Annotated in this window: 22 protein-coding genes; 15 read left to right on the top strand and 7 right to left on the bottom strand. The window is 74.0% G+C overall.

All coding sequences use genetic code 11. The features are described from left to right. Window positions 1-17 precede the first annotated feature (17 nt). A complete protein-coding gene (cobT, locus tag LXM90_RS13560; protein WP_020092319.1) occupies window positions 18-1,058 on the bottom strand; it encodes a nicotinate-nucleotide--dimethylbenzimidazole phosphoribosyltransferase in 1,041 nt (346 codons plus the stop codon). 86 nt (window positions 1,059-1,144) lie between these two features. Here cobT and cobS point away from each other — a divergent pair, with 86 nt between their 5' ends. The 3 genes from cobS to LXM90_RS13545 are packed head-to-tail and all read left to right on the top strand — an operon-like array spanning window position 1,145 to window position 2,932. Beyond that, the gene (gene cobS / locus LXM90_RS13555) at window positions 1,145-1,978 is read left to right on the top strand and encodes an adenosylcobinamide-GDP ribazoletransferase (protein WP_234082881.1); all 834 of its coding nucleotides are present in this window, start codon (window positions 1,145-1,147) and stop codon (window positions 1,976-1,978) included. Window positions 1,979-2,030: 52 nt separating this feature from the next. Beyond that, on the top strand, window positions 2,031-2,243 hold the full coding sequence (locus LXM90_RS13550; RefSeq protein WP_020092317.1) for a DUF1289 domain-containing protein: 213 nt from the start codon (window positions 2,031-2,033) through the stop codon (window positions 2,241-2,243). After that, window positions 2,240-2,932, top strand: a complete 693-nt coding sequence (locus LXM90_RS13545) for a retropepsin-like aspartic protease family protein (RefSeq protein ID WP_020092316.1) — start codon at window positions 2,240-2,242, stop codon at window positions 2,930-2,932. The genes LXM90_RS13550 and LXM90_RS13545 overlap by 4 nt, the downstream gene beginning before the upstream one ends. A gap of 21 nt (window positions 2,933-2,953) precedes the next feature. Here LXM90_RS13545 and dusA read toward each other — a convergent pair whose 3' ends face one another. Beyond that, complete coding sequence (gene dusA / locus LXM90_RS13540; protein ID WP_081636460.1) at window positions 2,954-4,012, bottom strand: tRNA dihydrouridine(20/20a) synthase DusA; 1,059 nt, start codon at window positions 4,010-4,012, stop codon at window positions 2,954-2,956. 291 nt (window positions 4,013-4,303) lie between these two features. Here dusA and motA point away from each other — a divergent pair, with 291 nt between their 5' ends. From motA to LXM90_RS13525, 3 genes are all read left to right on the top strand, one after another. After that, window positions 4,304-5,167: a flagellar motor stator protein MotA gene (gene motA, locus LXM90_RS13535; RefSeq protein WP_020092314.1), complete on the top strand. Its 864-nt coding sequence runs from the start codon at window positions 4,304-4,306 to the stop codon at window positions 5,165-5,167. Between the two features lie 22 nt (window positions 5,168-5,189). Next, window positions 5,190-6,050, top strand: a complete 861-nt coding sequence (locus LXM90_RS13530) for a flagellar motor protein MotB (protein ID WP_020092313.1) — start codon at window positions 5,190-5,192, stop codon at window positions 6,048-6,050. 900 nt (window positions 6,051-6,950) lie between these two features. Then, on the top strand, window positions 6,951-8,561 hold the full coding sequence (locus LXM90_RS13525) for a methyl-accepting chemotaxis protein (RefSeq protein WP_234082880.1): 1,611 nt from the start codon (window positions 6,951-6,953) through the stop codon (window positions 8,559-8,561). A gap of 68 nt (window positions 8,562-8,629) precedes the next feature. Here LXM90_RS13525 and LXM90_RS13520 read toward each other — a convergent pair whose 3' ends face one another. Continuing rightward, window positions 8,630-9,505 (bottom strand): SDR family oxidoreductase, encoded by an 876-nt coding sequence (locus tag LXM90_RS13520; protein WP_020092289.1) that lies wholly within the window; start codon window positions 9,503-9,505, stop codon window positions 8,630-8,632. Between the two features lie 455 nt (window positions 9,506-9,960). Here LXM90_RS13520 and LXM90_RS13515 point away from each other — a divergent pair, with 455 nt between their 5' ends. Together LXM90_RS13515 and LXM90_RS13510 are read left to right on the top strand one after the other, a co-directional pair. Continuing rightward, a complete protein-coding gene (locus tag LXM90_RS13515) occupies window positions 9,961-10,176 on the top strand; it encodes a hypothetical protein (RefSeq protein ID WP_020092286.1) in 216 nt (71 codons plus the stop codon). Window positions 10,177-10,340: 164 nt separating this feature from the next. Continuing rightward, window positions 10,341-10,766, top strand: a complete 426-nt coding sequence (locus LXM90_RS13510; RefSeq protein WP_020092285.1) for a GFA family protein — start codon at window positions 10,341-10,343, stop codon at window positions 10,764-10,766. Window positions 10,767-10,861: 95 nt separating this feature from the next. On the opposite strand, the gene LXM90_RS13505 is transcribed toward LXM90_RS13510, so the two are convergent. Beyond that, window positions 10,862-11,563 (bottom strand): urease accessory protein UreE, encoded by a 702-nt coding sequence (locus LXM90_RS13505; RefSeq protein ID WP_020092284.1) that lies wholly within the window; start codon window positions 11,561-11,563, stop codon window positions 10,862-10,864. 251 nt (window positions 11,564-11,814) lie between these two features. Between LXM90_RS13505 and LXM90_RS13500 the strand changes: the two genes are divergently transcribed. The 3 genes from LXM90_RS13500 (at window position 11,815) to LXM90_RS13490 (ending at window position 13,729) form a co-directional block, all read left to right on the top strand. Then, complete coding sequence (locus LXM90_RS13500; protein ID WP_012318984.1) at window positions 11,815-12,084, top strand: hypothetical protein; 270 nt, start codon at window positions 11,815-11,817, stop codon at window positions 12,082-12,084. A 152-nt stretch (window positions 12,085-12,236) separates the two neighbouring features. Next, on the top strand, window positions 12,237-12,977 hold the full coding sequence (locus LXM90_RS13495) for a TerB family tellurite resistance protein (RefSeq protein ID WP_020092283.1): 741 nt from the start codon (window positions 12,237-12,239) through the stop codon (window positions 12,975-12,977). Further along, window positions 12,974-13,729 (top strand): N-acetylmuramoyl-L-alanine amidase, encoded by a 756-nt coding sequence (locus LXM90_RS13490; protein WP_020092282.1) that lies wholly within the window; start codon window positions 12,974-12,976, stop codon window positions 13,727-13,729. Before LXM90_RS13495 ends, LXM90_RS13490 begins: the two co-directional genes overlap by 4 nt. A 24-nt stretch (window positions 13,730-13,753) precedes the next feature. Here LXM90_RS13490 and LXM90_RS13485 read toward each other — a convergent pair whose 3' ends face one another. Further along, window positions 13,754-14,788, bottom strand: coding sequence for a TerC family protein (locus LXM90_RS13485; protein WP_020092281.1), 1,035 nt, complete (start codon window positions 14,786-14,788; stop codon window positions 13,754-13,756). Window positions 14,789-15,063: 275 nt separating this feature from the next. Continuing rightward, complete coding sequence (locus tag LXM90_RS13480; RefSeq protein ID WP_020092280.1) at window positions 15,064-16,599, bottom strand: MDR family MFS transporter; 1,536 nt, start codon at window positions 16,597-16,599, stop codon at window positions 15,064-15,066. Window positions 16,600-16,855: 256 nt separating this feature from the next. On the opposite strand from LXM90_RS13480, the gene LXM90_RS13475 reads away from it, so the two are divergent. Then, window positions 16,856-18,073, top strand: coding sequence for a TIGR03862 family flavoprotein (locus tag LXM90_RS13475; protein ID WP_026604790.1), 1,218 nt, complete (start codon window positions 16,856-16,858; stop codon window positions 18,071-18,073). 10 nt (window positions 18,074-18,083) lie between these two features. Here the strand turns inward: LXM90_RS13475 and LXM90_RS13470 are convergent, their stop codons facing one another. After that, complete coding sequence (locus LXM90_RS13470; protein ID WP_020092278.1) at window positions 18,084-18,950, bottom strand: collagen-like protein; 867 nt, start codon at window positions 18,948-18,950, stop codon at window positions 18,084-18,086. A 225-nt stretch (window positions 18,951-19,175) separates the two neighbouring features. Between LXM90_RS13470 and LXM90_RS13465 the strand changes: the two genes are divergently transcribed. The 3 genes from LXM90_RS13465 to LXM90_RS13455 are packed head-to-tail and all read left to right on the top strand — an operon-like array spanning window position 19,176 to window position 24,854. Then, a complete protein-coding gene (locus LXM90_RS13465) occupies window positions 19,176-19,961 on the top strand; it encodes an ImuA protein (protein ID WP_020092277.1) in 786 nt (261 codons plus the stop codon). Continuing rightward, the gene (locus tag LXM90_RS13460) at window positions 19,888-21,573 is read left to right on the top strand and encodes a DNA polymerase Y family protein (RefSeq protein WP_020092276.1); all 1,686 of its coding nucleotides are present in this window, start codon (window positions 19,888-19,890) and stop codon (window positions 21,571-21,573) included. The genes LXM90_RS13465 and LXM90_RS13460 overlap by 74 nt, the downstream gene beginning before the upstream one ends. Then, window positions 21,570-24,854 carry an error-prone DNA polymerase gene (locus LXM90_RS13455; protein WP_020092275.1) on the top strand — a complete coding sequence of 1,095 codons (3,285 nt, stop codon included), beginning with the start codon at window positions 21,570-21,572 and terminating at the stop codon, window positions 24,852-24,854. Before LXM90_RS13460 ends, LXM90_RS13455 begins: the two co-directional genes overlap by 4 nt. Window positions 24,855-24,887: the final 33 nt, after the last annotated feature.

Raw genomic sequence — 24,887 nt, 5'->3', positions numbered from 1 at the left:
CAGGTGCCCGCGCGTCTTCAGCCCGCGCCCTTCCCCGACACGCCGGCCTGCGCGAAGGTCGCCATGCCGGTGTGGCAGGCGAGCGCGCCCTTCAGCAGGCCCATCGCCATGCCGGCGCCCGAGGCCTCGCCGAGGCGCATGCCGAGCGCCAGCAGCGGCACCAGCCCGAGCCGCTCCAGAACCTCCGCGTGGGCGCCCTCCGCCGAGACGTGGCCGGCGAGGCAGTGATCGAGGGCATTTGGGTCGGCGGCGTGCAGCACGGCCGCGGCGGCGGTCGCCACGTAGCCGTCGATCACCACCGGGATGCGCTGCAGCCGCGCGGCCAGGATCGCCCCCGCCATGGCGGCGATCTCCCGGCCGCCGAGGCGCGCCAGGACCTGGAGCGGGTCGTCGAGGTGGCCGGCATGGTGCGCGAGCGCCGCCTCCACGGCCGCGACCTTCCGGGACAGGCCGTCCCGGTCGACGCCCGTGCCGCGCCCGACCCAGTGGGCGGGATCGCCGCCGAACAGGGCGGCGTAGAGGGCGGCCGCCACCGTGGTGTTGCCGATGCCCATCTCGCCGATGCCGAGGCAGTCGGTGCCGGCGGCCACCGCCTCCATGCCGAACGCCATGGTGGCGACCGTGGCGCGCTCGTCGAGGGCCGGCCCCTCCGCGATGTCGCCGGTGGGCATGTCGAGGGCGAGGTCGAACACCTTGAAGCCGAGGCCGTAGGCCGCGCAGATCTGGTTGATCGCCCCGCCCCCGGCGGCGAAGTTGTCGAGCATCTGGCGGTTGACCGCGTCCGGGAAGGCCGAGACGCCGCGGCGCGTGACCCCGTGGCTGCCGGCGAAGACGCAGACCAGCGGCCGGTCGAAGGTCGGCGGCGCCTTGCCCTGCCACGCCGCCAGCCACGTCACGAGGCTCTCGAGGCGCCCCAGCGAACCGGCGGGCTTCGTCAGGGTCGCGTCCCGGGCCGCGACGGCTTCCTTCGCCTCCGCGTCGGGGCCCGGCATCGCCTTCAGCAGGTTGCGGATGTCGTCGAAGGGGCCGGGTTCGGGAGCGGTCGTCGAATCGGTCATGGCGGCGATGATTTCCTGTGGGCGCCTCCGGACGGGGAGACTATACGGGAGCGGCGCGCGGTGGCGGGCGGATGCGAGAGGCCGCGATGGACAGGCAGACCGGCGGGGAGGCCGACTGGCCCGGGCGCGGCGCCCTCTACGACCTCGCCGGGTGCCTGCGCTTCTACTCCCGCCTGCCGGTGCCGCAACTGCCCGGCGAGCCGGACCCGCACCGGAGCCCCGACTTCACCACCCTGCCGCGGATGCTGCCGCTGGCCGGCCTGATCCTGGCGCTGCCCGCCGCCCTGGTGCTGGCGGCCGGCTGGGCCGTCGGGCTCGGGCCGTTCCTGGCCGCGACCCTCGCGGTGGCGGTCGCCGTGGTGGCGACCGGCGCCCTCCACGAGGACGGGCTCGCGGACGTCGCCGACGGGTTCGGCGGCGGCGCCACGCGGGAGCGCCGCCTGGAGATCATGCGCGACAGCCGGATCGGGGCCTACGGCGGCGCCGCCCTGGTCCTGGCGCTGGCCCTGCGGATCGGCGCCCTGGCGACGCTCCTCGACCGGATCGGCCACGCGGCCGTGGCCGGCCTGATCCTGGCGGCCGCCCTGTCGCGGGTCGCCGCCCTCGCCCCGATGGTGCTGCTCGCGCCGGCGCGGCCGGGCGGCCTCTCCGCCTCGGTCGGCCGCCCGGGCCGGGCGAGTCTCGCCACCGCGCTCGGCCTCGGCGCGGTGCTGGCGCTCGGCGCCGTGCCCCTCGGCCTGCCCCTCGGCGGCGTCGCGCTGATGATCCTGTGCGCCGGCCTCGCGGCCCTGGGCCTGACCCGGCTGGCGCGCGCCAGGATCGGCGGCCAGACCGGCGACGTCATCGGCGCCTGCCAGCAGGTCGCGGAGATCGCCGCCCTGCTGGCCCTGGTGGCGGCGACGGCGGGCGTGGCGGATTGAGGGAGGCCGCCGCGTCTTGACCCGGCCACGATCCCCCGGCCAAGGATCACCGATGCCGCCCGCGCCGAAACCCTCCTCGCCCTGCACCAAGGTCTGCGTCCTCGACGCCGCGACCGGCCTGTGCTGCGGCTGCGGCCGGACCCGCGACGAGATCGCCGCCTGGGGCTCGCTGTCGGAGGACCGGCGCCGCGCCGTGATGGCGGGGCTCGGCGCCCGGATGCGGGCCGCCGGCCTCACCCCCCTGGAAGCGCCGCTGCCGTCATGATCTATCTCGGCCTCGCGGCCCTCGCCCTGGTTCTCGTCGCCCTGGTCCTCAGCGACGGCAGCGACAGCGTCGGCGGCGTGATCGAGCCCGACCAGTTGGCGAACCTCGCCTGGACCGGCACGATCCTGCTCCTGGTGGTGGCCGGGTTCTGGCGGCAGTTCACGGCCCGGCTCGGCGCGAACCTGCAGGCGCTCCTGGCCTGGGCGCTGATCGGCCTCGCCCTGGTGATCGGCTACAGCTACCGCGACCGGATCCAGGATGTCGGCGCCCGGGTGCTCGGCGATCTCCGGCCGGGGAGCGCGACCTCGAGCGGCGACGGTTCCGTCACCGTCACAAGGCGGGCGGACGGCGATTTCCGGGTCGACGCCTCGGTCAACGGCCGGGTGCAGCCCTTCCTGTTCGACACCGGGGCGAGCAGCGTCGTGCTCACCGCCGAGAACGCCGCCGCGCTGGGGCTCACGCCCGCGCCTGCCGAGTTCACCGCCCGCGTCTCCACCGCCAACGGCATCACCTACGCGGCGCCGACCCAGCTCGACTCGCTCAGCGTCGGGACGATCACCGAGCGGCGCGTCAACGCCATGGTGGCCAAGCCGGGCGCGCTCTCGGCGAACCTCCTCGGCCAGACCTTCCTGTCGCGGCTCTCCGGCTACGAGGTCCGGGGCGACCGCCTGATCCTGCGCCGGCCCTGACCGGGCCGCCGCGCAAGACGCTCAGGCGGCGTGGGCCTCGGGGGCGGCGCGGGAGACCAGCGCCACCGCCTCCCGCAGGGTCGCGAGGTCGGCCTCCGGGCGCATGCCGTGTGTCGAGAGGTGGCGCCGGAAGGCCCGCGCGCCCGGCCGGCCGTTGAACAGGCCGAGCATGTGCCGGGTGACCGCGTGGAGGCGCTCGCCCCGGGCGAGGCACGCGGCGATGTAGGGCTCGAACGCCGCGACCGCCGCGAAGGCGTCGGGGGCCGGCGCCGGCACGCCGAACAGGTCGGGATCGACCCCGAGCAGGAGCGCCGGCTCGGTGTAGGCGGCGCGGCCGACCATGACGCCGTCGACCTCGGCGAGCCGCGCCCGCGCGGAATCCAGGTCGCGCAGGCCGCCGTTGACCGCGATCGGCAGGCCGGGAAGCCGCCGCTTCAGCCGCGCGGCGCGGCCGTAATCGAGGGGCGGCACGTCCCGGTTCTCCTTGGGCGAGAGCCCCTGAAGCCAGGCCTTGCGGGCGTGGACGATCAGCCCGTCGACGCCCGCCGCCACCACGGCGTCGGCCAGGGTGTCGAGCGCCGCCTCGGGGTCCTGGTCGTCGACGCCGATCCGGCACTTCACCGTCACCGGCACGGAGACCGCGGCCTTCATGGCGGCGACGCAGTCGCCGACCAGGGCCGGCTCGCGCATCAGGCAGGCGCCGAAGCGGCCCTCCTGCACCCGGTCCGAGGGGCAGCCGACGTTGAGATTGACCTCGTCGTAGCCGAGATCCGCGGCGATCCGGGCGGCCCGCGCCAGGTCCGCCGGGTCCGAGCCGCCGAGCTGGACCGCCACCGGGTGCTCGATCTCCGCGAAGCCGAGCAGGCGCTCCCGCGGCCCGTGCAGCACCGCGCCGGTCGTCACCATCTCGGTGTAGAGGCGGGCGCGCGCCGAGAGGGACCGGTGGAACGCCCGGCAGTGGCGGTCCGTCCAGTCCATCATCGGGGCGACGGAGAAGCGCCATCCACTGAGAGTTCCGGGTTCTTCCGTTGCGGCAATCACTTGCTGTCGCTCTCGTGCTGTACCTCGGCGATGCCCCATCGGGCGTCGGACTGCTCGGAATCCGGCTGTGGCGTGCCCGCTCGGCCCCGTCCGGTCCCACCGCGGGGGCGCGATGGGGCGCATCGTCGAGTCCGCCGGGAAGCACGGGACGACGGGGTATCACGCCCGGACCGTCGTCAAAAGAGACGGCACGGTCCACCGCGGGGCCCGGACCGTCGACCGGCGCGCCCGCCGCGGCTCTAAACGCGCCGTTAACCAAGATCAGTGATTTCCCAGGTCATTGGTAGCGTCGCGCGGGCTGTACCTGCCGCCGCGCAAGGATGGCACATCATGCGGCTGATCGTCGGCACAGTGATCGTCTTCGCCTGCGTCTTCGGCAGCTACGCGGCGATGGGCGGCCATCTGCTGGTCCTGTGGCAGCCGTTCGAGTTCGTCATCATCCTGGGTGCGGCGATCGGCGCCTTCGTCATCGGCAACACCGGGCCGGTGCTCAAGGCCGTGCCCGCCATGCTGGGCACGCTGATCAAGGGCCCCAAGTACAACCAGCAATCCTATGTCGAACTGCTGGGAATGCAGTATTCGTTGTTCAAGCTCGCGAAGCAGAAGGGTGCGATGGCGCTCGAGCCGCACATCGAGGATCCGGGCGAGTCGACGCTGTTCAACGCCTTCCCGACCTTCGCGGCGAACCACCACGCGGTCGAGTTCGTCTGCGACTACATGCGCATGGTGACGCTGGGCGCCAACAACGTCCACGAGATCGACGCGCTCATGGATGAGGAGCTGGAGACGCACCATCAGGAGCAGGAGCGCGTCGTCTCGGCCATGCAGTCGCTCGCCGACGGGACGCCGGCGCTCGGCATCGTCGCCGCCGTGCTCGGCGTGATCAAGACGATGGGGGCGATCAAGGAGCCGCCGGAGGTGCTGGGACACCTGATCGGCGGCGCGCTCGTCGGCACCTTCTTCGGCGTCTTCGTGGCCTACGGCTTCTTCGGGCCCATGGCGCAGTCGCTCAAGAGCCTCTTCGAGGCCGAGTCCAAGTACTATCTCTCGCTCAAGGCGGGGCTGCTCGCCCACATCGCCGGCCAGCCGCCGGTGATGGCGGTCGAGTTCGCCCGCAAGTCCCTGATGAGCGACGTCCGCCCGACCTTCAACGAAGTGGAAGCGGCGACCGCCGCTCTGCCCGCCCAGAGCTGATCCGACATCCGGGAGGGAGTCCATGGCGACGATCATCATCAAGAAGGTCAAGAAGGCCGCCCACGCCCACCACGGCGGGGCCTGGAAGATCGCCTACGCGGACTTCGTGACCGCCATGATGGCGTTCTTCCTGCTGATGTGGCTGATCAGCATGACGACGCAGGAGCAGAAGATCGGCCTGGCGGAGTACTTCTCGCCGGCGGCTCTGAGCCCTGCGACCAGCGGCGCCGGCGGAATCCTGTACGGGACCGCCCTCGACACGTCCGGCAACAAGCCGTCCACGCCCCGCGACGCGGAGCGGGGCTCCGCCGAGCGGGAGGAGATCACGCGCCCGACCAGCCCGGGGCGCGTCAGCGACGTCGATGCCAGCCGCCCGGTCGCCAACGTGGAGGCCAATTTCAGCGCCATAGCCAGCCTCCGGCAGGCGCTCCAGACGATGCCCGACATCGCCGAACTGTCGAAGAACATCGTGATCGAGCAGACCAAGGAGGGCGTGAACGTCTCCCTCGTGGACCAGGACGGCCGCGCCATGTTCCGCGAGGGGTCCGTCGAGCCCTACGACCGCACCCGTCGCGTGCTGGAGGCCCTCGCGCCCGCCATCCGGCGGCTGCCCAACCGCCTGTCGATCACCGGCTACACGGCCGTCGCGCGCCCGGGCTCGACGCGGGCCGGCGAGCCCTGGAACCTCTCCGCCGGGCGTGCCCTCGCCGTGCGCGAGGTCCTGTCGGGTGCCGGGGTTCCCAACGACAACTTCTCCTCCGTGTCGGGACGCGGCGACACGGAGCCGGTTTTCCCGGACAATCCCTACCTCGCGCCGAACCGGCGGGTGACGATCACGCTGCTCAACGCGAGCCCGCCGGTGCCCCCGAACCTTCTCCGCTGACGCCGGAGCGGCGCGTCGCGTCGGACCGCGACGCGGCGCGCCGTCGATGCCGCCTCACGTCACCGCGGCGCGTCACGCGCTCCGCGCGGGACCGCGCGCCGCCGCGTCGCTTCCGGCGCGCGGTGTCGAGGCGGCGCGGGTGGCCGGCGACCGGGCCGAGCGCCCGCGCCGCGCCGAGGCGGTAGGCTGACGGCGCGGCGGCGCGCGCACGTCGCCCGCGAGCGGCACCGCGATCCCTGAGCCCGCCGCGCTCGGAGCCTCCGGGTTCGAGGCCGCACCGTCGCGATCCGGGTCAGCCCCGGGCATCCTCTCGGCCGGGATGCCGGAAATCGATGTCGCGGTCGGGCCGCGCGCCGCGCGCTCCACGGGGCGCGACAGCGTCCGACGATTCACCGCCGGGACCTGCGCGCAACCCGCCTCCCCCGCCCTGACTCCCGGAAGCGGACCGGCGGCAGTCCGCCCGGAGCAGCCGGTCGAGCGCGGCCGACGGGCGGGCGTGGACGACCGGCGGCTCGCTGACCCGCCGCGTGTCGCGCGGCGTGAACCTCTCGAACGTCGTGTCCCTGCCTAGCCCGCTCCGGCAGCGCGGTGGGCGCGTCCGGCCCGCCGATCGGCGCCCGCGGGCCGTGCGACGGCGGCACGAGACCGTCCGCGACGAGGTCGATCGTCCCGGCCGACCGCTCCGCCGGGAGCGCGATGAAGCATATCTCACATGTGTGGCCGGAATGGAATTATTCCAATGTTCGGCAGATGATCGGCGGGCGCGGCGCCGAAGGGCAGTTGATTCGATCTGCGAGCTTCGCGGTGTAGCTTTATTTATAGTTAGGAATATTTGATATGACGATCGGTAGAAAGATATTTTGTCTTATCAGTAGCATCCTTCTGGCATTCATATCGATCGTGGGCGTCCAGGTCTCGTCCGTCGGCGCGGTGATGATGGAGGGGCGCAAGGCCGCCATCCGCGCCCAGGTCGAGTCGGCGCACGGCATCGTGGCGGCGTTCGCCCGGCAGGCGGAGGCCGGCGCCGTCTCGGCCGACGAGGCGCGGCGGCGCGCGGCGGAGGCGCTGCGGGCCATGCGCTACAACGGCGGCGACTACGTCTTCGTCTACAGCTCGGAGCCGGGCAACATCGGCCGCAACGTCGTGCATCCCGATCCCAAGATCGAGGGCACGCGGTCCCGCGACGACGCGGCGATGAAGAAGACCTTCGTCTGGACGATGATCCAGCACGCCCGGGAGGGCGGCGGCTTCACCGAGTACCGCTGGGCCCGCCTCGGCGAGACCGAGCCCGCCCCGAAGGTCGCCTACTCGCTCGCCTACGAGCCCTGGCAATGGGTCATCAATTCGGCCCTGTACGTGGACGACATCCACGCCCTGGACCGGGCGCGGATGGTCACCACCCTGCTCTGGCTGATCCCCCTCGCGATCGGGATCGGGCTGGTCGGGTTCCTGCTGGCGCGCAGCATCACCCGCCCCCTGAGCGCCTTCACGGCCGCCCTGCGCCGCCTCGCCGGCGGCGCGACGGACGTCGCCATCCCGGGTCTCGGCCGGCGCGACGAGATCGGCCAGATGGCCGAGGCCGCCGGCGTGTTCCGGGACAGCATGATCGAGGCGCGGACCCTGTCGACCGAGCAGCGCGCCGAGCAGGAGCGTCGGCAGGAGCGGGCCCAGTGGATGGAGGCGGTGACCCGCAGCTTCGACACCGAGGCGAGCCAGCTCCTGGCACGGGTCGACACCGCCGCGGCCGGCATGCGGGAGGCCTGTCGGGCGATGGCCGACACCGCCGCGCAGGCGTCGCGGCAGGCCGGCTCGGCCGCCGGGGCGGCGCAGCAGGCCGCCGCCAACGTGCAGACGGTGGCGGCGGCGACCGAGGAGCTGTCCGCCTCGATCGGCGAGATCGGCGGGCAGGTCACCAAGTCGGCCGCGATCGCCGGTCAGGCGGTGAGCGAGGCGGAGCGGACCGACCGGCAGATCCGCGGCCTCGCCGGGGCGGCGGAGCGGATCGGGGAGGTCGTGCGGATCATCTCGGCGATCGCCGAGCAGACCAACCTCCTGGCGCTGAACGCCACGATCGAGGCGGCGCGGGCGGGCGAGTCGGGGCGCGGCTTCGCGGTGGTCGCCGCCGAGGTGAAGGGCTTGGCCGGGCAGACCGCGAAGGCCACGGAGGAGATCACCGCGCAGATCGCGGCGATCCAGGGCGAGACGACGGAGGCGGTCGGCGCGGTCCACTCGATCGGGAGGACCGTCGACACGATGAACGCGATCGCCAGCGCGATCGCGGCGGCGGTCGAGCAGCAGCGGTTCGCCACCGGGCACATCTCTCAGAACATCGACGAGGCCGCCCGGGGGACCGACGCGGTGAGCGCGAACGTGGTCTCGGCCTCGTCGGCGGCGGAGGCGACGCACCGCGTGGCCGGGGAGGTCGGTGCCGCGGCCGGCGACGTCTGCCGCAGCGCCGAGGCCCTGCGCGCCGAGGTGATGCGCTTCCTCGTCGAGATGCGCGCCGCCTGAGCGCGCCGACGCCCCGGACGGGCGCCGCTGGCGCGGGGCACATCCGTGACGTGCGTGGGAGAGGCGCGTCAGAACACCGGCATGGCCCCGGCCACCGTGACGAGCGCGCCCGACGTGTAGCTGCTCTCGTCGGAGGCCAACATCACGTAGGCTGAGGCGAGTTCGGCCGGTTGTCCGGGCCGACCGAACGGAACCTGACTGCCGAAGGATTTCACCGAATCCTGGCTCATCCCGGAGGGGATGAACGGGGTCCAGATCGGCCCGGGCAGCACGCCGTTCACGCGCACGCCCTTCTCGGCGAGGAGCTGGGCCAAGCTGAGCACCATGTTGCTCAGGGCGCCCTTGGTGGCGCTGTAGGCCATGAGCGACGGCATCGGGTGCTTGGAATTCACCGAGGAGGTGAAGATCACCGAGGCGCCGGGCTTGAGATGGGCGAGCGCCGCCTTGGTCACGTAGAACGCGCCGAACACGTTGGTGCGGAAATGGTCCTCGAACACGGCGTCGTCGATCGCGGCGAGGTCCTCGTTCGGCTGCTGGAACGCGCCGTTGTTGACCAGCACGTCGAGGCGCCCGAACGTCTCGACGGTGCGGGCGACGATCTGGCGCCCGTAGGCGGCGTCCTTGAGGTCGCCCGGCAGGAGCAGCGCCCGCCGACCCGCCTTCTCGACCCACTGGGCGACCGCCTCCGCGTCGGCCTGCTCGTCCGGCAGGTAGGAGATGGCGATGTCGGCCCCCTCCCGGGCGAAGGCGATGGCGACCGCGCGGCCGATGCCGGAATCGCCGCCGGTGATCAGCGCGGCCTGGCCGGTCAGCTTGCCCGAGCCCTTGTAGCTCGCCTCGCCGTGGTCGGGTTCGGGCTCCATGCGGCCGGTCTTGCCGGGGAAGCTCTGGGGCTGCGCCGCGAAGGGCGGGCGGGGATACTTGTGCAGCGGATCCGTGGTCACGCGTCGTCTCCGATGGGGATGCCGGTCCAACCGCACGGCATCCCGGGTGTTCCGGTGCCCTGGCGCCGCGCCCCGCCGGCACAGCCCTGTTCGAGGCCGCCCGCCGCCCTTCCCCCCTCGCGGACAACACGAACCCGTGTGCCGGCGAGGGGCCGACACAGGTCAGCAACAGCCGCTCGTCACTCTGGCCGCGAGGAGGTCCCGCCATGATCGACGTTCAGCCGGAGGATCGGGCCGCCCGCGTGATCGACCGGGTCCTGATCTGCGCAGCGATGCTCTCGCTCACCTTCGGACTGGCGACGGGCCTGTGGGGTCTGCTGCAGTGAGCCGGCCCGGTCGCGCGCCCGCGCGGCGGTCCGGACGCGACTACACCGCCGTGACGCTGATCGGAGCGGGACTCACGGTGCTCGCGCTCGCGCTGCTGCTGGTCGGGATCCCGTGAGCGGTCGCCGGCGATGCTGCTGAACCGCGTCCTCGTCGCCGCGCTGGTCGTCGCGGTCGCGGCGTTCCTGCTGTACCTAGCGGCCCTCGCCCGCGCGGCGCTGTCGCCCAACGAGCCCTACGCGGCCAGCATCGGCCTCACCCTCGACCAGTGCGTGGCCGCCCAGGACAGCCTGTCCGCCGAGGCGTCGCGCCTCTACTGCCTCAGGCCCGTCCCGAAGCGCCTGTGACCGGCAAGGTTCTCGGCCCGCCGGAGACCCTGCGTGAGTTTTCCTGACACATCGTGTGAGGACATGGTGATTGTCCGCACGGTGCCGGAAACTTACGGTTCGAGGTGCCGGCTGGCTCCGCCACCGCGCTCGATCACAGGAAAACGCACGGAAGACCCGGCATCATGACGGATGACGCGACGATCCGGTCCGGACGCTGCCACTGCGGGGCGGTGCGCTTGGAGGCGGCCCTCGACGACGATCTCGCGTCGATCCGTCGATGCACCTGCTCCTACTGCCGCATGCGCGGCGCCGTCGTCGTCATGGCGCGGCCGGGCGGGGTGAGGATCCTGGAGGGGTCGGAGGCGCTGACGACCTACCGGTTCCATACCGGGGCGGCGCAGCACTTCTTCTGCTCCCGCTGCGGCGTCTACACGCACCATCAGCGGCGGTCGGACCCGAACGTCCACGCCGTCAACGTGGCCTGCCTGGACGGGGTCAGCCCCTTCGACTTTCCGGAGGTCCCGGTGATGGACGGCGTCAATCACACGAACGACACCGGCCAGCCCACGCGGCGCGCCGGCACGCTGCGCTTCGTCTCGGCAGAGTGACGGCCGCGTAGGGCTGCGTGAGGGTCGCGTGACGGCGGCGGACCGTCCGCGGTCGGGGCCCGGTGCGGGATCCCCGATCGGGCCCGGCTCAACCGCTAGTGATCGTGGCCGCAGCCGCAGCCGGGACCGTGCACGTGGCCGTGCTTCTGGTGCCCGTGCTCGTGATCATGGCCGTGATCATGGCTGTGACCGTGGGCATGATCGTGGCCGTGCTTCTCGTGCCCGTGATCGTGGCTGTGCCCATGATCGTGCGCGTGGGCGTGGTCATGCCCGTGGTCATGGCCGTGCTCATGGCCGTGCTCATTCCCGTGGTCGTGATGATGGTGGGCGTGATGGTCGTGCCCGTGATCGTGCCCGCAGGTGCTGTGATCGTGGGCGGCCTGCTCGGGACGGAAGGCACGGGAGACCGGGGTCGCGACGCAGCCCTGCCCGCGCACCAGCTCGGCCGCGGCGGGCGTCGCCGGCACGTAGAGCACGTCCGCGCCGATCTCGGCGTCCACGTGGCTGCCGCCGAGCTGCCAGGCCAGGCGCAGCAGGCGGGCCGGATTCTCGGCGCGCACCTCCAGGAGATCCTCGGCGGCCGCCCGCACCGCGACGAGCCGGCCGTCGTCGAGGCGCAGGGCGTCGCCGTCCTCGAGCGCCGCGGCCTTGGTGAGCGCGACGTCGAAGCCGAGGCCGCCCTCGGCGACCAGGGATCCGGCGACGGCAGCCCGGCCCGCGCGGTCGAGGGTCACCGTGTCGGCGACGCGGTCGGCGCGGACCGCGGCCCGGCGGACGATCGTGGTGGCTGTCGGCATGGGACCCTCGGACATGTGCCGGACTGGTGCCGGGCGTGGTGCCGGATAGGGCGTCGCGGCACCGCGGCCGGAGCGCCTCCGAACGTGGCATAGGGCGAGACGGGAACCGGGCGCAACTCGTCTCGCAACGCGTCTCGCGGCCGATGGAACCTTAGCCGTATGGCCGACATTCCTTTCCTGCTAAGCTCGACCCGATCCGCAACGATCACGGCCACCGGCCGGACCGGATTCACAAGGGAGTTCTGGGGACCATGAAGAAGCTGACGGCCGCCGCCATCGCCACCATCGCCGCCCTCTCGCTCGCCGGCTGCAACACCCCGGAGGACCGGGCTCTGGGCGGCGCCGGCCTCGGCGCCCTGACCGGTGCCGCGATCGGCGCGGCGGCCACCGGCCGCGCGGGCGGTGCCCTGGCGGGTGCCGCGATCGGCGGCGCCGGCGGCGCCATCGTGGGCGCCTCGACCGCGCCGCGCTGCCCCTACGGCACCTATCGCGACGCCTACGGCAACGTGTACTGCCGCTGAGCTGAAGGGGAAGGGCCGGGCGCGTCCCGGCCCTTCCTCGCGGCGTGCGGAGCGGCTATCCCGTCGCTCGGCCGGGCCCGTCCCGGTGCCGGAACCCCGCCGCCGCCGATGACAGAGCCGAGCCGAGGATCAGCGCCGGGACCGGTCGTCCCATGACTCAGGCGACCAAAACTCAGGGCGTCTGGGGCAAGCTCGGCGGCGCGGGATTCGGCCTCGCGATCGGCGGCCCCCTCGGGGCGCTGATCGGCGGGGTCGCCGGTCATTTCCTGCTCGACCGCGTCGGCGCGCCCTTCGGGCGGACGCCGCGCGACGTCGTGTTCACCACCGGACTCGTGGCGCTCGCCGCCAAGATGGCCAAGTCCGACGGCGTCGTGCTGCCCTCGGAGGTCGAGGCGTTCGGCCGGGTCGTGCAGGTGGAGCCGTCCGCGCGGGCGGGCGTCGAGCGCCTGTTCGACCTCGCCAAGAAAACCACGAACGGCTTCGAGGCCTACGCCCAGCAACTGGCGACCACCTTCGGCGACGAGCCGGCCCTCCTCGAGGACGTGCTCGACGGCCTGTTCCAGATCGCCGGCGCCGACGGGGCGCTGCACGAGGCCGAGGAGCGCTACCTGCGCGCGGTCTCGGGCATCTTCGGCTTCGACGAGGCGGCGTTCCGGCGCATCGCCGCCCGCCACGTGCGGTTGCCGGACGATCCCTACGGCGTCCTCGGGCTCGACCGCGAGGCGGACGACGCCGCCGTGAAGGCCCGCCACCGGGCGCTGGTGGCCGAGCACCACCCGGACCGGGCGCTCGCCCGCGGCCTGCCGACGGAGGCGGTGGCCATCGCCACGCGGCGGCTCGCCGCGATCAACGCCGCCTATGACCGGATCGCGCAGGAGCGCGGGCTGCGGTGAGCCTGACCCCCGACAGCCCCCTCGCCCGCCGCGTCGCGCCCTCGCCGAACCACGGCGCCCGCCGCGCGGGGCCGCTCGACATGCTGATCCTGCACTACACCGGGATGGACAGCGGGGCCGCCGCCCTCGCGCGCCTGCGCGACCCGCTGAGCGAGGTCTCGGCGCACTACCTCGTGTTCGAGGATGGCGGGATCGTCCAGATGGTGCCGGAGGCCCGCCGGGCCTGGCACGCCGGCGCCGGCGCCTGGAAGGGCGAGACCGACGTCAATTCCCGGTCGATCGGGATCGAGATCGTGAACCCGGGCCATGCCGGCGGCCTGCCGCCCTACCCGGAGCCCCAGGTCGAGGCGGTGATCGCGCTGGCCCGGGACATCCTCGCCCGCTGGCCGATCCCGCCGGAGCGGGTGCTCGCCCATTCCGACGTCGCGCCCGAGCGCAAGGAGGATCCGGGGGAGATCTTCCCGTGGGACCGTCTGGCGGCGGCGGGGGTGGGGCACCGCGTGCCCCCCGCGCGCCTCCAGGACGGCCGGTTCTTCGCGCGGGGCGATGCCGGCCAGCCCGTCGAGGCGCTGCAGGCGATGTTCGCGCTCTACGGCTACGACCTGCCGGTGACCGGTCTGTTCGACGCGCGCACCCACGCGGTGGTCACCGCGTTCCAGCGCCATTTCCGCCCGGCGCGGGTGGACGGCGTGGCCGACGCCTCCACCATCACCACCCTGCGCGACCTGATCGCGGCGCTGCCGCCGGCCTGAGGGCCAGGCGCCCGCCGGGCCCCCTCAGGCGCGGTGGGCCCGGGCCTCGCGGGGGTGTCCGGCCTCCGGGGCCGGCGCGACCGGCGCGTCGGTCCGGGTCCGCCAGAGGCTGTAGAAGACGCCGGCCGCCAGCAGCGTCAGGGTCACCACCAGGGAGACCCAGGGCTGCACGTGGATGAGCCCGAACGTGTCAGCGACCACGATCTTGGCGCCGATGAAGATCAGGATGAAGGCCAGCGCCGTCTTCAGGTAGGCGAACCGGTCGACCATCGCGGCGAGCGCGAAGTAGAGGGCGCGCAGGCCCAGGATCGCGAAGATGTTGGAGGTGTAGACCACGAACGTGTCGGTGGTGATCGCGAAGATCGCCGGCACGCTGTCGACCGCGAAGATCACGTCGGCGCCGTTCACCAGCACCAGGGCGAGCGCCAGCGGGGTGAAGTACAGGGCGACCTTGCCGGTCCTCGGGTCGGTCTTGCGCACGGTGAAGCGCTGGCCGTGCAGGTCGGGCGTGACCCGGAAGGTCGTCTTGAACCAGCGCACGACGGCGCTGTTCTGGAAGTCGCCTTCCTCCTCGTCGCCCGAGAGCAGGATCTTCAGGCCGGCGTAGATCAGGAAGGCGGCGAACAGGGAGAGCACCCAGTGCACCTCGTGCACCAGGGCGGCGCCGAGCCCGATCATCAGCCCGCGCAGCACCACGGCCGCCAGGATGCCCCAGAGGAGAACCCGGTGCTGGGCCGCCCGCGGGATGCCCAGGGCCGTGAGGATCATGGCGATGACGAAGACGTTGTCCATCGACAGCGACTTCTCGACCACGAGGCCGGTGACGTACTCCTCGGCGGAAGACGGCCCGAGATACCACCAGATCCAGCCGCCGAAGGCGAGGCCGAGGGCGAGGTAGAAGCCAGTGAGAGCCAAGCTCTCCCGGACGCCGATCTCGTGCTCCTTGTCGCGGTGGAGGAGCCCGAGGTCGAAGGCGAGCAGGCAGGCGATCAGGACGTGGAACCCGAGCCACATCCACAACGGCTTGCCGAGCCATTCGACGGTGAGGACGTCCATCATGTGCGGGGACCTGATGCTGATTCCAGATGGAAAGCATCGGCTCCGACATCACGGGCGCTGAGGAGCGCCCGCCAGAGGGGCCCGCAGCCGATGGGGCCGACGTAAGCGGTGATCCGGGCGAATCAAGGGCAGAGCGCCCGGCCGGCGCGCGGTCCGGTGACGCTGTCCGCTCCCCGTGGCCCCGCCGCGACGCGGGCGCGCGCGTCGGGGCGGCCTCCTGTCCTGGAACAGGAGCGCGCGCGGGGTGAGGGACCGCGTCCGGTTCCGCGCCGCCGTCAGGCGGAGGCGTCCGGCGTCTCGGCGGCCATCTTGGGGGATGTGCGCTCGCGCAGGGGCCGCTCCTCCATCAGCGCCAGGAACGTGAAGGCTCCGAGCAGGCCGAGGCAGGCGGCCAGGAAGACGTGGCGGAAGGTTAGGGCGAGCTGGGCCGGGTCCGCGCCGCGGATTAGGCTCTCCACGTCGTGGGCCCCTCCCCCCGCCCCGCCCGCGGCGCCGCCGAGCACGATCGTGCCGAAGGCCGCCACGATCAGCGCCCCGCCGAGGGAGCGGAAGAAGTTCATCGCGGCGGTGGCGATGCCGAGCTGGTGCGTCTCCACCGCGTTCTGGATCGAGATGGTCGAGAGCGGCAGGATCGTCCCGATCCCCATGGAGAGCAGCGCGAACAGCACCTCCATGAGCCAGAAGGGCAGCGCCCGGCCCTGCCAGGCGATGGTGGCGCAGCAGGCGAGGCTGACGCACATCATCGCCAGGGGCACGCGCTTGTAGTGCCGGAAATGGAGCATCGACCGGCCCGACAGGGTCGCACCCGTGACGGTGCCGATCATCAGCGGCACCAGGGCCACTCCGGACTCGCTCGCCGAGAGCCCGATCACCCCTTCGAGGAAGATCGGCACGTAGATGGTGAGCCCGATGAAGGTGCCCATGGCGAAGCACGCCGCCAGCGTCGCGCTGTAGACCACCCGGTCCTTGAGCACCTCCGTGGGGATCAGCGGCTCGGCCGCCGTGGCGAGCCGCGCCGCGAAGCCGCCGCCCAGCACGGCCGCCCCGGCCAGGAGGGCGAGGACCGGCGCCGAGTCCCAGGGATAGCGCACCCCGCCCCAGCTCAGGGCCAGCAGGAGGGTGACGGAGCCCGCCACCATCAGGGCGGCGCCGGGATAGTCCAGCCGGTGGCGGCGCTCGTGGCGGGGCAGGCGCTTGAGGTTGGCGTTGGTGAGCGCGAAGGCGAGGACGCCGATCGGCAGGTTGATCCAGAAGATCAGGGACCAGTGCAGGTGCTGGGCGAAGAGGCCGCCGAGCAGCGGCCCCGCCACCGAGGCCGTCACGAACACGCCCGCGATCACCACCTGGTAGCGCGCCCGCTCCTTGGGCGACATGATGTCGGCCAGGATGGTCTGCGCCAGGGCGATCAGACCGCCGCCGCCGACACCCTGGAGACCCCGGGCGAGCGCCAGCGCCACCATCGTGGGCGCGAGCGCGCAGGCGAGCGAGCCGACCACGAAGGTCGCGATGGCGATCAGCAGCATGACCCGCCGGCCGTGGATGTCGCTGAGCTTGCCGTAGAGCGGGGTCACCGCCGTGGAGGCCAGCAGGTAGGCGGTGACGATCCAGGGCAGGTTCGCGGCGTCGCCGAGGTCGAGGCCGATGGTCGGCATGGCGGTCGCCACGATGGTCTGGTCGAGGGCCGCGAGCAGCATCGCGGTCATCAGCCCGTAGACGATGGCGCGGATCTCGCCGGGGCTGAGCGCGGCCTGCGGGGCGGGCCGCGCCTGGGCCTGCGGCTGGATCTCGGTGACGGCGACGGGACTGGCCACGTGTCTGAGAGCCTCTGATCCGGACCGTGCCGGCCGACCGTCCGGGACGGACGGGGCCTGGGGCGGCATGAGGGGGGCGCGGGCGGGCCGCGGTCGCGGGCCTGTGCACCGGTAACCGCGGCGCCCGGGATCGGGAAGAACGTGCGTTCGGGCGTGTCCGTTTCCTAGCGCAACGCCGGAGGCCGGCCCATGGCGCCCGGCGCCGATCCGACCTTCGCCCTTGACAGAGGGGGCCGGGCTGTCGCTCTCCCGCCCCATGCCGGATGACAGGGACGCAATCGCCATCGTGGGCGGGGGGCCCGCCGGGCTCGCCGCGGCCGAGGTGCTGGGCGAGGCTGGCCGCGCGGTCACGGTCTACGAGCGCATGCCGTCGGTCGCCCGCAAGCTGCTGATCGCCGGGCGCGGCGGCCTCAACATCACCCACAGCGAGGCGCGGGCGGAGTTCCTCGCCCGCTACCATCCGCGCGGCGCCCTCGACGCGGCGATCGCGGCCTTCCCGCCCGACGCGCTCAGGGCGTGGTGCGGGGATCTCGGCGAGCCGACCTTCGTCGGCTCGAGCGGGCGCGTCTTCCCGCGCAGCTTCAAGGCCTCGCCCCTGCTGCGGGCGTGGCTGGCGCGGCTCGACCGCCTCGGCGTCCGGATCCGGACCCGCCACCGGCTCACGGGGATCGCCGGGGGCCTGCGCTTCGAGACCCCGGACGGTCCCCTGGACATCCGGCCGCGCGCCACCCTGCTGGCGCTGGGCGGGGCGAGCTGGCCGCGCCTCGGCTCGGACGGGCGCTGGGTGCCGCTCCTCGAGGGGCTCGGCGTGGCGGTGTCGCCCCTGCGTCCGGCCAATGCCGGCTTCGCGGCGGCGTGGTCCGACCTGTTCCGGGAGCGGTTCTCCGGCGCGCCGCTGAAGCGGGTGGCGCTCACCTGCGCGGGCACCACGGTGCGGGGCGAGGCCGTGATCACGGAGGCCGGCCTCGAGGGCGGGGCGGTCTACGCCCTCTCGCGCGCCCTGCGCGAGGCGATCGCGGCCGGGGGCAGCGCCCGGCTCGTCGTGGATCTCCGCCCGGACCTGACCCGGGACGCCCTCGCCCGCCGCCTGTGCGGCGCCCGGCCGGGCGACTCGGCCGCGACCCGGCTGCGCAAGGCCGCGGGCCTCGCGCCCGCGGCGGCGGGGCTGCTGCGCGAGGCGGCCGGCACCGCCCTCCCGGCGGAGCCCGGGGCCCTCGCCGGGCTGATCAAGGCGGCGCCCATCACCCTCACCGCCTCCGCGCCGATCGAGCGGGCGATCTCGACGGCGGGCGGCGTCCGGCTCGACGCGCTGGACGGGCGGTCCATGCTGCGCGCCCATCCCGGCCTGTTCCTGGCCGGCGAGATGCTCGACTGGGAGGCGCCGACCGGCGGCTACCTCCTCCAGGGCGCCTTCGCGGGCGGCCGGTCGGCCGCCGCCGGGATGCTCGACTGGCTGCGCGAGAGCGGCGGCTGACCCGCCCGGTTCACGGCCGCGTGCAGAACCCGACGATGCCGGTCGCCTCCGCCGGGCAACTGGCGCCCTCCCCGTCGTAGGTCGGCGCGCCGCCCTTGAGGCAGTGGGCCGTGACCAGCATCTCCCCGGTCCCGCAGGTGATCGTGCAGCCTCCCGGGCAGTCGGACTTGCGCACGGGCCGCAGGCTGGCGGCCTCGCCCTTCGGGCCCGGGCCGCCCTGCGGCCCGATCGGCCCCCGCGAGCCCGGTGCGCCCGGCGGGCCCGAGGCTCCCGTGTCGCCCTTCGGGCCCGGTGCGCCCTGCGGGCCGGCCGCGCCCGTGGCACCGGGCTCCCCCTTCGGGCCGGGCTCGCCCTGGGGACCCGTATCGCCCTTGAGGCCCTGATCCCCCTTGGGGCCGGTCTCGCCCTTGGCCCCCGTCTCGCCGGGCGGTCCCGCCGCACCCTGGGGACCGGGCGGTCCGGGCGGACCCTCGGGCGCGCAGTTCGCCACGACCGCCTCGCGCTCGTCCGGCTCCGCCTTCAGCGTCACCACGCAGGTCGAGGGCCGGTAGGGCAGCCGGAAGGTGAACCGGCCGCGCCGGTCGGCCTGGATCGAGATGTCGTCGTCCAGCACCACGATCGCGCCGGGCTTGCGCACGGAGCCCGAGATCCTCAGGTCGCCGGCCTCGATCCGCGCGTCGTAGACCATGATCGGCTGGCTCGGGGCCTGCGCGTGGCGGACCCGCGGACGGGCCGGGCGCGCCCGCCCCGTCGCGGGGGCGGACGCGGCCGGATCCGGGGCGGCGGCACCCGGCGGATCCGCCTGCTGGCCGAGCGCCGCGCCCGGCAGGGCGAGCAGGAGCGTCAGGGTGAGGGCTGAGCTGAGGGCTGAGCGCATGCGCGGTCCGGTTCGGCCGCGTCACGCGCGCGGCGTCCGGACATTGGTCTCGCCCTGCGATTGCGGTCAACCGCGACCTCGGACGCCGCGGGGGCGGCCGATTCCACAGGCGTCCACAGCCGTCCACAGGCCAAGCCGCTGCCGCCACGCGCGATTCCGGGACCCCGCGGAAACCGTTTGTGCATGTTCCTGTTATGTTCCTATCGTCCAGCATGACCGGAGCCGATGGAGATGGGGCTGGACCCTGCCGACGAGACCGAGGCGGCGATCGCGCGGGACGATCCCCGGGCCCGGCTGGCGGTCCTGCGGGCGCGCCTCGCGCCGCCGGATCGCGGCCGGGATCCGGTCCCGGTCCTGCCGCTGGGCGTTCCGGATCTCGACGCGCACCTGCCGGGCGGCGGTCTCGCCCTCGGGCCGCCCCACGAGATCGCGCCGGCCGAGCCCGCGGACGCGATCGCGGCCCTGGGCTTCGCCCTGGCGCTCTGCGCCCGCCAGCTCGCCCGGGAGCCGGGGGAAGCGCTGATCGCCGCCGCGCCCGGCGAGCCCCTGCCCTACGGGCACGGCCTCGCCGGCCTCGGCCTCGACCCCGGCCGCCTGCTGCTGCTGGAAGCCGGCAGCGACGCGGAGGTGTTCCGCGCCCTGGAGGCGGCCCTGCACGCGCGGGCGCTCACGGCCCTGATCGGCCTCCTGCGGGACGGGCTGCCGCTGAAGCCGGGCCGGCGCCTGCAGCTCGCCGCGGAAGGGCCGGCGCCGCCGCTGCTGCTGATCCTGCGGCCGGCGCCGGCCGGTCTGCCCAACGGGGCCGCCACGCGCTGGCGGATCGCCGCCGCGCCGGCGGCGCGGGACCGGTTCGGGACCCTGGACAGGCCGCGCTGGCGGGCGCGGCTCGAGCGCTGCCGCAACGGGCGGGGCGGCGACTGGCTTCTGGAGTGGGACCATGCCGCGCATCGTCTGCATCTGCCTGAGCCACTGGCCGGTGACGCGGCTGCGGCGGGCCGGTCTCGCGCCTGAGCGCGGCCCCCTCGCGGTGGCGGCCGAGGGGGCCGGCGGGCTGCGGCTCGTGGCCCTCGACCCGGAGGCCCGCGCCCTCGGCCTCCGGGTCGGCGAGCCCCTCGGCCGGGTCCGGGCGCGGATCGGCGTGCCGCTCCAGGTCTACCCGGCCGACCCGGAGGCCGACCGGGACGCCCTGCTGCGGCTGTGCCGCTGGGCGAGCGGCTACGCGCCCCACGTGGCCCCGTTCGGGCCGGGCGAGGCGGCGGACGGGCTCTACATCGACGTCGCCGGCGCGAGCCACCTGCGCGGCGGCGAGGCGAACCTCGTCGCGGACTTGGCCGCCCGGCTCGCGCGGAGCCGCGTACCGGCGGGGATCGCGCTGGCCGACACGCCCGGCGCCGCCTTCGCGCTGGCGCGGCAGGGCGGGCCCGATCCGGTCGTGGTGCCGCCGGGCGGGGCCTCGCAGGCCCTGCGGGCCCTCCCGGTGGACGCCCTGCGCCTCGATCCCGGCACGGTCGCGGGCCTGAAGCGGCTCGGCCTGCGCCGGATCGGCGAACTCGACGCCCTGCCCCGGGGGCCCCTCGCCCGCCGCTTCGGCGCGGCGCTGCTGCTGCGCCTCGACCAAGCCCTGGGCCGCCGGCCCGAGCCGCTGGCGCCCCTGACGGAGGCGGCCGCCTACGCCGCCGCCCGCGGCTTCCTCGACCCGATCGGGCGGCAGTCGGACATCGTTCGGACCGCCCGGGACCTGATGGCGGAGACCGCGCCGCGGCTGGAGCGGGACGGGCTCGGCGCCTGCGCCCTGCGCCTCGGCCTGCACCGGGTCGACGGCGCCCTGCGGGTGATCGATCTCGGCCTGTCCCGCCCCGAGCGCGATCCTGAGCGGGTCGCGGCCCTCGTCGCCCTGCGCCTCGACCGGCTGGGCCCCGCCCTCGACGCCGGCTTCGGCTTCGAGACGGTGGCGCTCGCCGTGACGGTGACCGGCCCCATGCCGGCCCGCCAGACGGATCTCGGCGCGGCGGCCCCGGGCGACGGGATCGGGTTCCTGGCCGACGCCCTGGCGCAGCGCCTCGGGCGGGCGCTCCTGCGGCTCGAGCCGCGGGCGAGCCACCTGCCGGAGCGGGCCGACCGGGACCGGGTCTGGGTTGCCGGAATGGGGCACGGACCGTCGACCGATCGAGGCGTCAGCCGGCCACGGGCGCCTCTCCCGCCCCCCGCTCCCGAACGGCAGCGTGGGCCGGATGCGCTCCTTCAGCGTCGGCGTTCAACCGTGATGGCTGCGCCTTCCGACCCAGCGGCGGAAGAGGAGGCGCGCACCGGCGCGTCCCCCTGGCCCGACCACCTCCCGCCCCGCCCCCTGGTGATCTTCCCCCGCGGCGAGGCCGCCCTCGACGTGCTCTCGACCGTCCCGGAGGGGCCGCCCCGGCGCTTCCGCTGGCGCGCCCGGGTCCACCGCGTCGCCCATGCCGAGGGGCCGGAGCGGATCGCCGCCGAATGGTGGCGCGCGCCCGGCGCGGATCGCGATTACTACCGCATCGAGTGCGAGGCCGGGCACCGGCTCTGGCTCTACCGCGACGGCCCGCACGCCCCTGATCGCCCGGCCGCGTGGTACGTCCACGGGCTCTTCGCGTGAGCGGCCCCGCCTACGCCGAGCTCGCCGTCACCACGAACTTCTCCTTCCTGCACGGCGCCTCCCATCCGCAGGACTTCGTCGTGCAGGCGGCGTCCTACGGCCTCGCGGCCATCGGCATCGCCGACCGCAACACCGTGGCCGGCGTGGTCCGGGCGCACGCGGCGGCGCTGGCGCTCGACCAGGAAGGCACACCGATCCGGATCCTGCCGGGGGTGCGCCTCGTCACCGAGGAGGGGTTCGAAGCCGTCACCTACCCGATGGACCGGGGCGCCTGGGGGCGCCTCTGCCGGCTGCTCACCCTGGGCAACCGGCGCGTCCGCAAGGGCGCGTGCCGCTTCTCCTTCGCCGAGATGGTGGAGGCCGCCGAGGGGCAGATGTTCATCGCGATGCCGCCGGCCCGGCGCCTGCCGGAGGGGTTCCGGGCGCGGCTGGAGGCGCTGGCCGCCGCCGCCCCGGGCCGGACCTTTCTGGGGGCGAGCCACACGCGCCGCGGCGACGAGCGGCGGCGCCTCGGGCTGCTCGCCGAGCTGGGCGCGGCCTCCGGCGCCCCGATGGTCGCGGTCTCGGACGCGCTCTACCACCATCCCGAGCGACGCCCGCTGCAGGACGTGGTCACCTGCATCCGCCAAGGCTGCCGGATCGAGGACGCCGGCTACCGGCTGGAGGCCAATGCCGAGCGCCACCTGAAGCCCGCCGCCGAGATGGCGCGGCTGTTCTCCGACCACCCGGAGGCGCTGGCCCGCACCGTCGAGATCGCGCAGGCCTGCGAGTTCAACCTGTCGCAGCTGCACTACGAGTATCCCGACGAGCCGGTGCCCCCCGGGCGCACGCCGCAGGAATACCTGGAGGAGAAGACCTGGGAACGGGCGCGCTGGCGCTACGGCGGCGAGGTCCCGGACGGCGTCGCGGCGACGCTGCGCGAGGAGCTGCGGCTCATCGCCAAGATGAAATACGCCCGCTACTTCCTGACCCTGTTCGACGTGGTCGAGTTCGCTCGCGGCCGGGGCATCCTCTGCCAGGGCCGCGGCTCGGCGGCCAATTCCGCCGTGTGCTTCTGCCTCGGCATCACCGCGGTGGACCCGTCGAAGCACCGGCTGCTCTTCGCCCGCTTCATCTCGGAGAACCGCGGCGAGCCCCCCGACATCGACGTCGACTTCGAGCACGAGCGCCGCGAGGAGGTGATCCAGCACCTCTACGCCCGCTACGGCCGGGAGCGCGCCGCCCTCTGCGCCACGGTGATCCACTACCGGCCCCGCATGGCGATCCGCGAGGTCGGCAAGGTCCTGGGCCTGACCGAGGACGTGACCGCGGCGATCGCCGACACGGTCTGGGGCTCCTGGGGCACCGGCATGCCGGACCAGCACGTGCGCGAGGCCGGGCTCGACCCGGAGAACCCGGCGATCCGGCAGGCGCTCGACCTCGCCCACCAGCTGATCGGCTTCCCCCGCCACCTGTCGCAGCATGTCGGCGGCTTCGTGCTGACCCGCGGCCGCCTCGACGAGACCGTGCCGGTGGGCAACGGCGCCATGGCGGACCGCACCTTCATCGAGTGGGACAAGGACGACATCGACGCGATCGGCCTGATGAAGGTCGACGTGCTGGCGCTCGGCATGCTGACCTGCCTCAAGCGCGGCCTCGATTTCTTGGAGAAGGATCACGGCACCTTCTACGAGACGCTGGCCGACCTGCCGCAGGACGATCCCGCGACCTACGCGATGCTGACGAAGGCCGATTCCGTCGGCGTGTTCCAGGTCGAGAGCCGGGCGCAGATGTCGATGCTGCCGCGCCTTAAGCCCAGGGAGTTCTACGACCTCGTGGTGCAGGTCGCGATCGTGCGCCCCGGCCCGATCCAGGGCGACATGGTCCATCCCTACCTGCGGCGACGCTCCGGGATCGACCCGGTCGAGTACCCGGCCCCGCACCCGGATCACGGCCCGGCGGACGAGCTGAAGGAGGTCCTGCAGAAGACCTACGGCGTGCCGCTGTTCCAGGAGCACGCCATGCAGATCGCCATCACGGCGGCGGGCTTCACCCCGGCCGAGGCCGACGGGCTGCGCCGGGCGATGGCGACCTTCCGCCACGTCGGGTCGATCGGCGGCTTCGCGGACAAGTTCGTGGGCGGCATGACCCGCCGGGGCTACCCGCAGGACTTCGCCGAGCGCTGCTTCGCGCAGATCCGGGGCTTCTCGACCTACGGCTTCCCGGAGAGCCACGCGGCGAGCTTCGCGCTCCTCGTCTACGCCTCGGCCTGGATGAAGTGCCGGCACCCCGACGTCTTCCTGGCCGCGATCCTCAACGCCCAGCCCATGGGCTTCTACCAGCCGGCCCAGCTGGTGCGCGACGCCCGGGCCCACGGGGTCGAGGTGCGGGGCGTCTGCGTCAACGCCAGCGACTGGGACTGCACCCTGGAGCCGGCCGGGGATCCGGCGCTGCACGCCGTGCGGATCGGTCTGCGCGTCGTGCGCGGCCTGCCCGAGGCCGCGATGCGCCGGCTCGTGCGGCTGCGCGCCAACGGCTACGCCAGCATCGAGGGCCTGCAGGCGTCCCTCGCCCTGCCCCGCAACGCCCTGGAGCGGCTGGCGGAGGCGGACGCGTTCCGCTCGCTCGGCCTCGACCGGCGCGCCGCCCTGTGGATGGTCCGCACCCTGGAAGGGACGTCATCCCGCAAGGCCGCCAAGGCCGATGCGAGCGAGCGCCGCGCCCATCTTCTCGACGCACCCCTGCCGCTCTTCGCGTGGCACGCCGATGACGGCCTGTTCCGGCACGAGCCGGCGGTGGACCTTCAGCCCCTGGCCCCGTCCGAGGCCGTGGCCGAGGATTACGCCGCCACCGGCCTGTCGCTCCAGGGGCACCCGGTCGCGTTCTTCCGGGGGCGGCTCGCCCGGATCGGCGCGATTCCGGCCCGGGCCCATCTCGATCCGGCGCTGCCCCAGGGGGCGCGGGTCACGGTGGCAGGGCTCGTGCTGATCCGCCAGCGGCCCGGCACCGCCAAGGGCGTGGTCTTCCTGACGCTGGAGGACGAGACCGGTATCGCCAACGTGATCGTCTGGAAGACCGTGTTCGAGGCGAACCGCCGGATCGCCATGCAGGCGCGGTTCCTCGCCGTGCGCGGCCGGATCCAGCGGGCGGACGGGGTGGTCCACCTCGTGGCGGAGGGGTTTCGCGACCTCACCGCTGCCCTGCGCGATCTGCGCGAGGCCGGCATGAAGCTGCCGCCCGAGAACACGGATTTCGGCGTGCCCCCGGACCGGCGCGTGTTCCCCAGCCGGGATTTCCACTGAGGCCGGCACTTCGACCAGCCCCTCGACCAGCCC

This window comes from Methylobacterium oryzae (assembly GCF_021398735.1).
GTDB lineage: Bacteria > Pseudomonadota > Alphaproteobacteria > Rhizobiales > Beijerinckiaceae > Methylobacterium.
The sequence above is the reverse complement of the archived record's forward strand: the minus strand, read 5'-3'. Positions and strand labels throughout refer to the sequence as shown.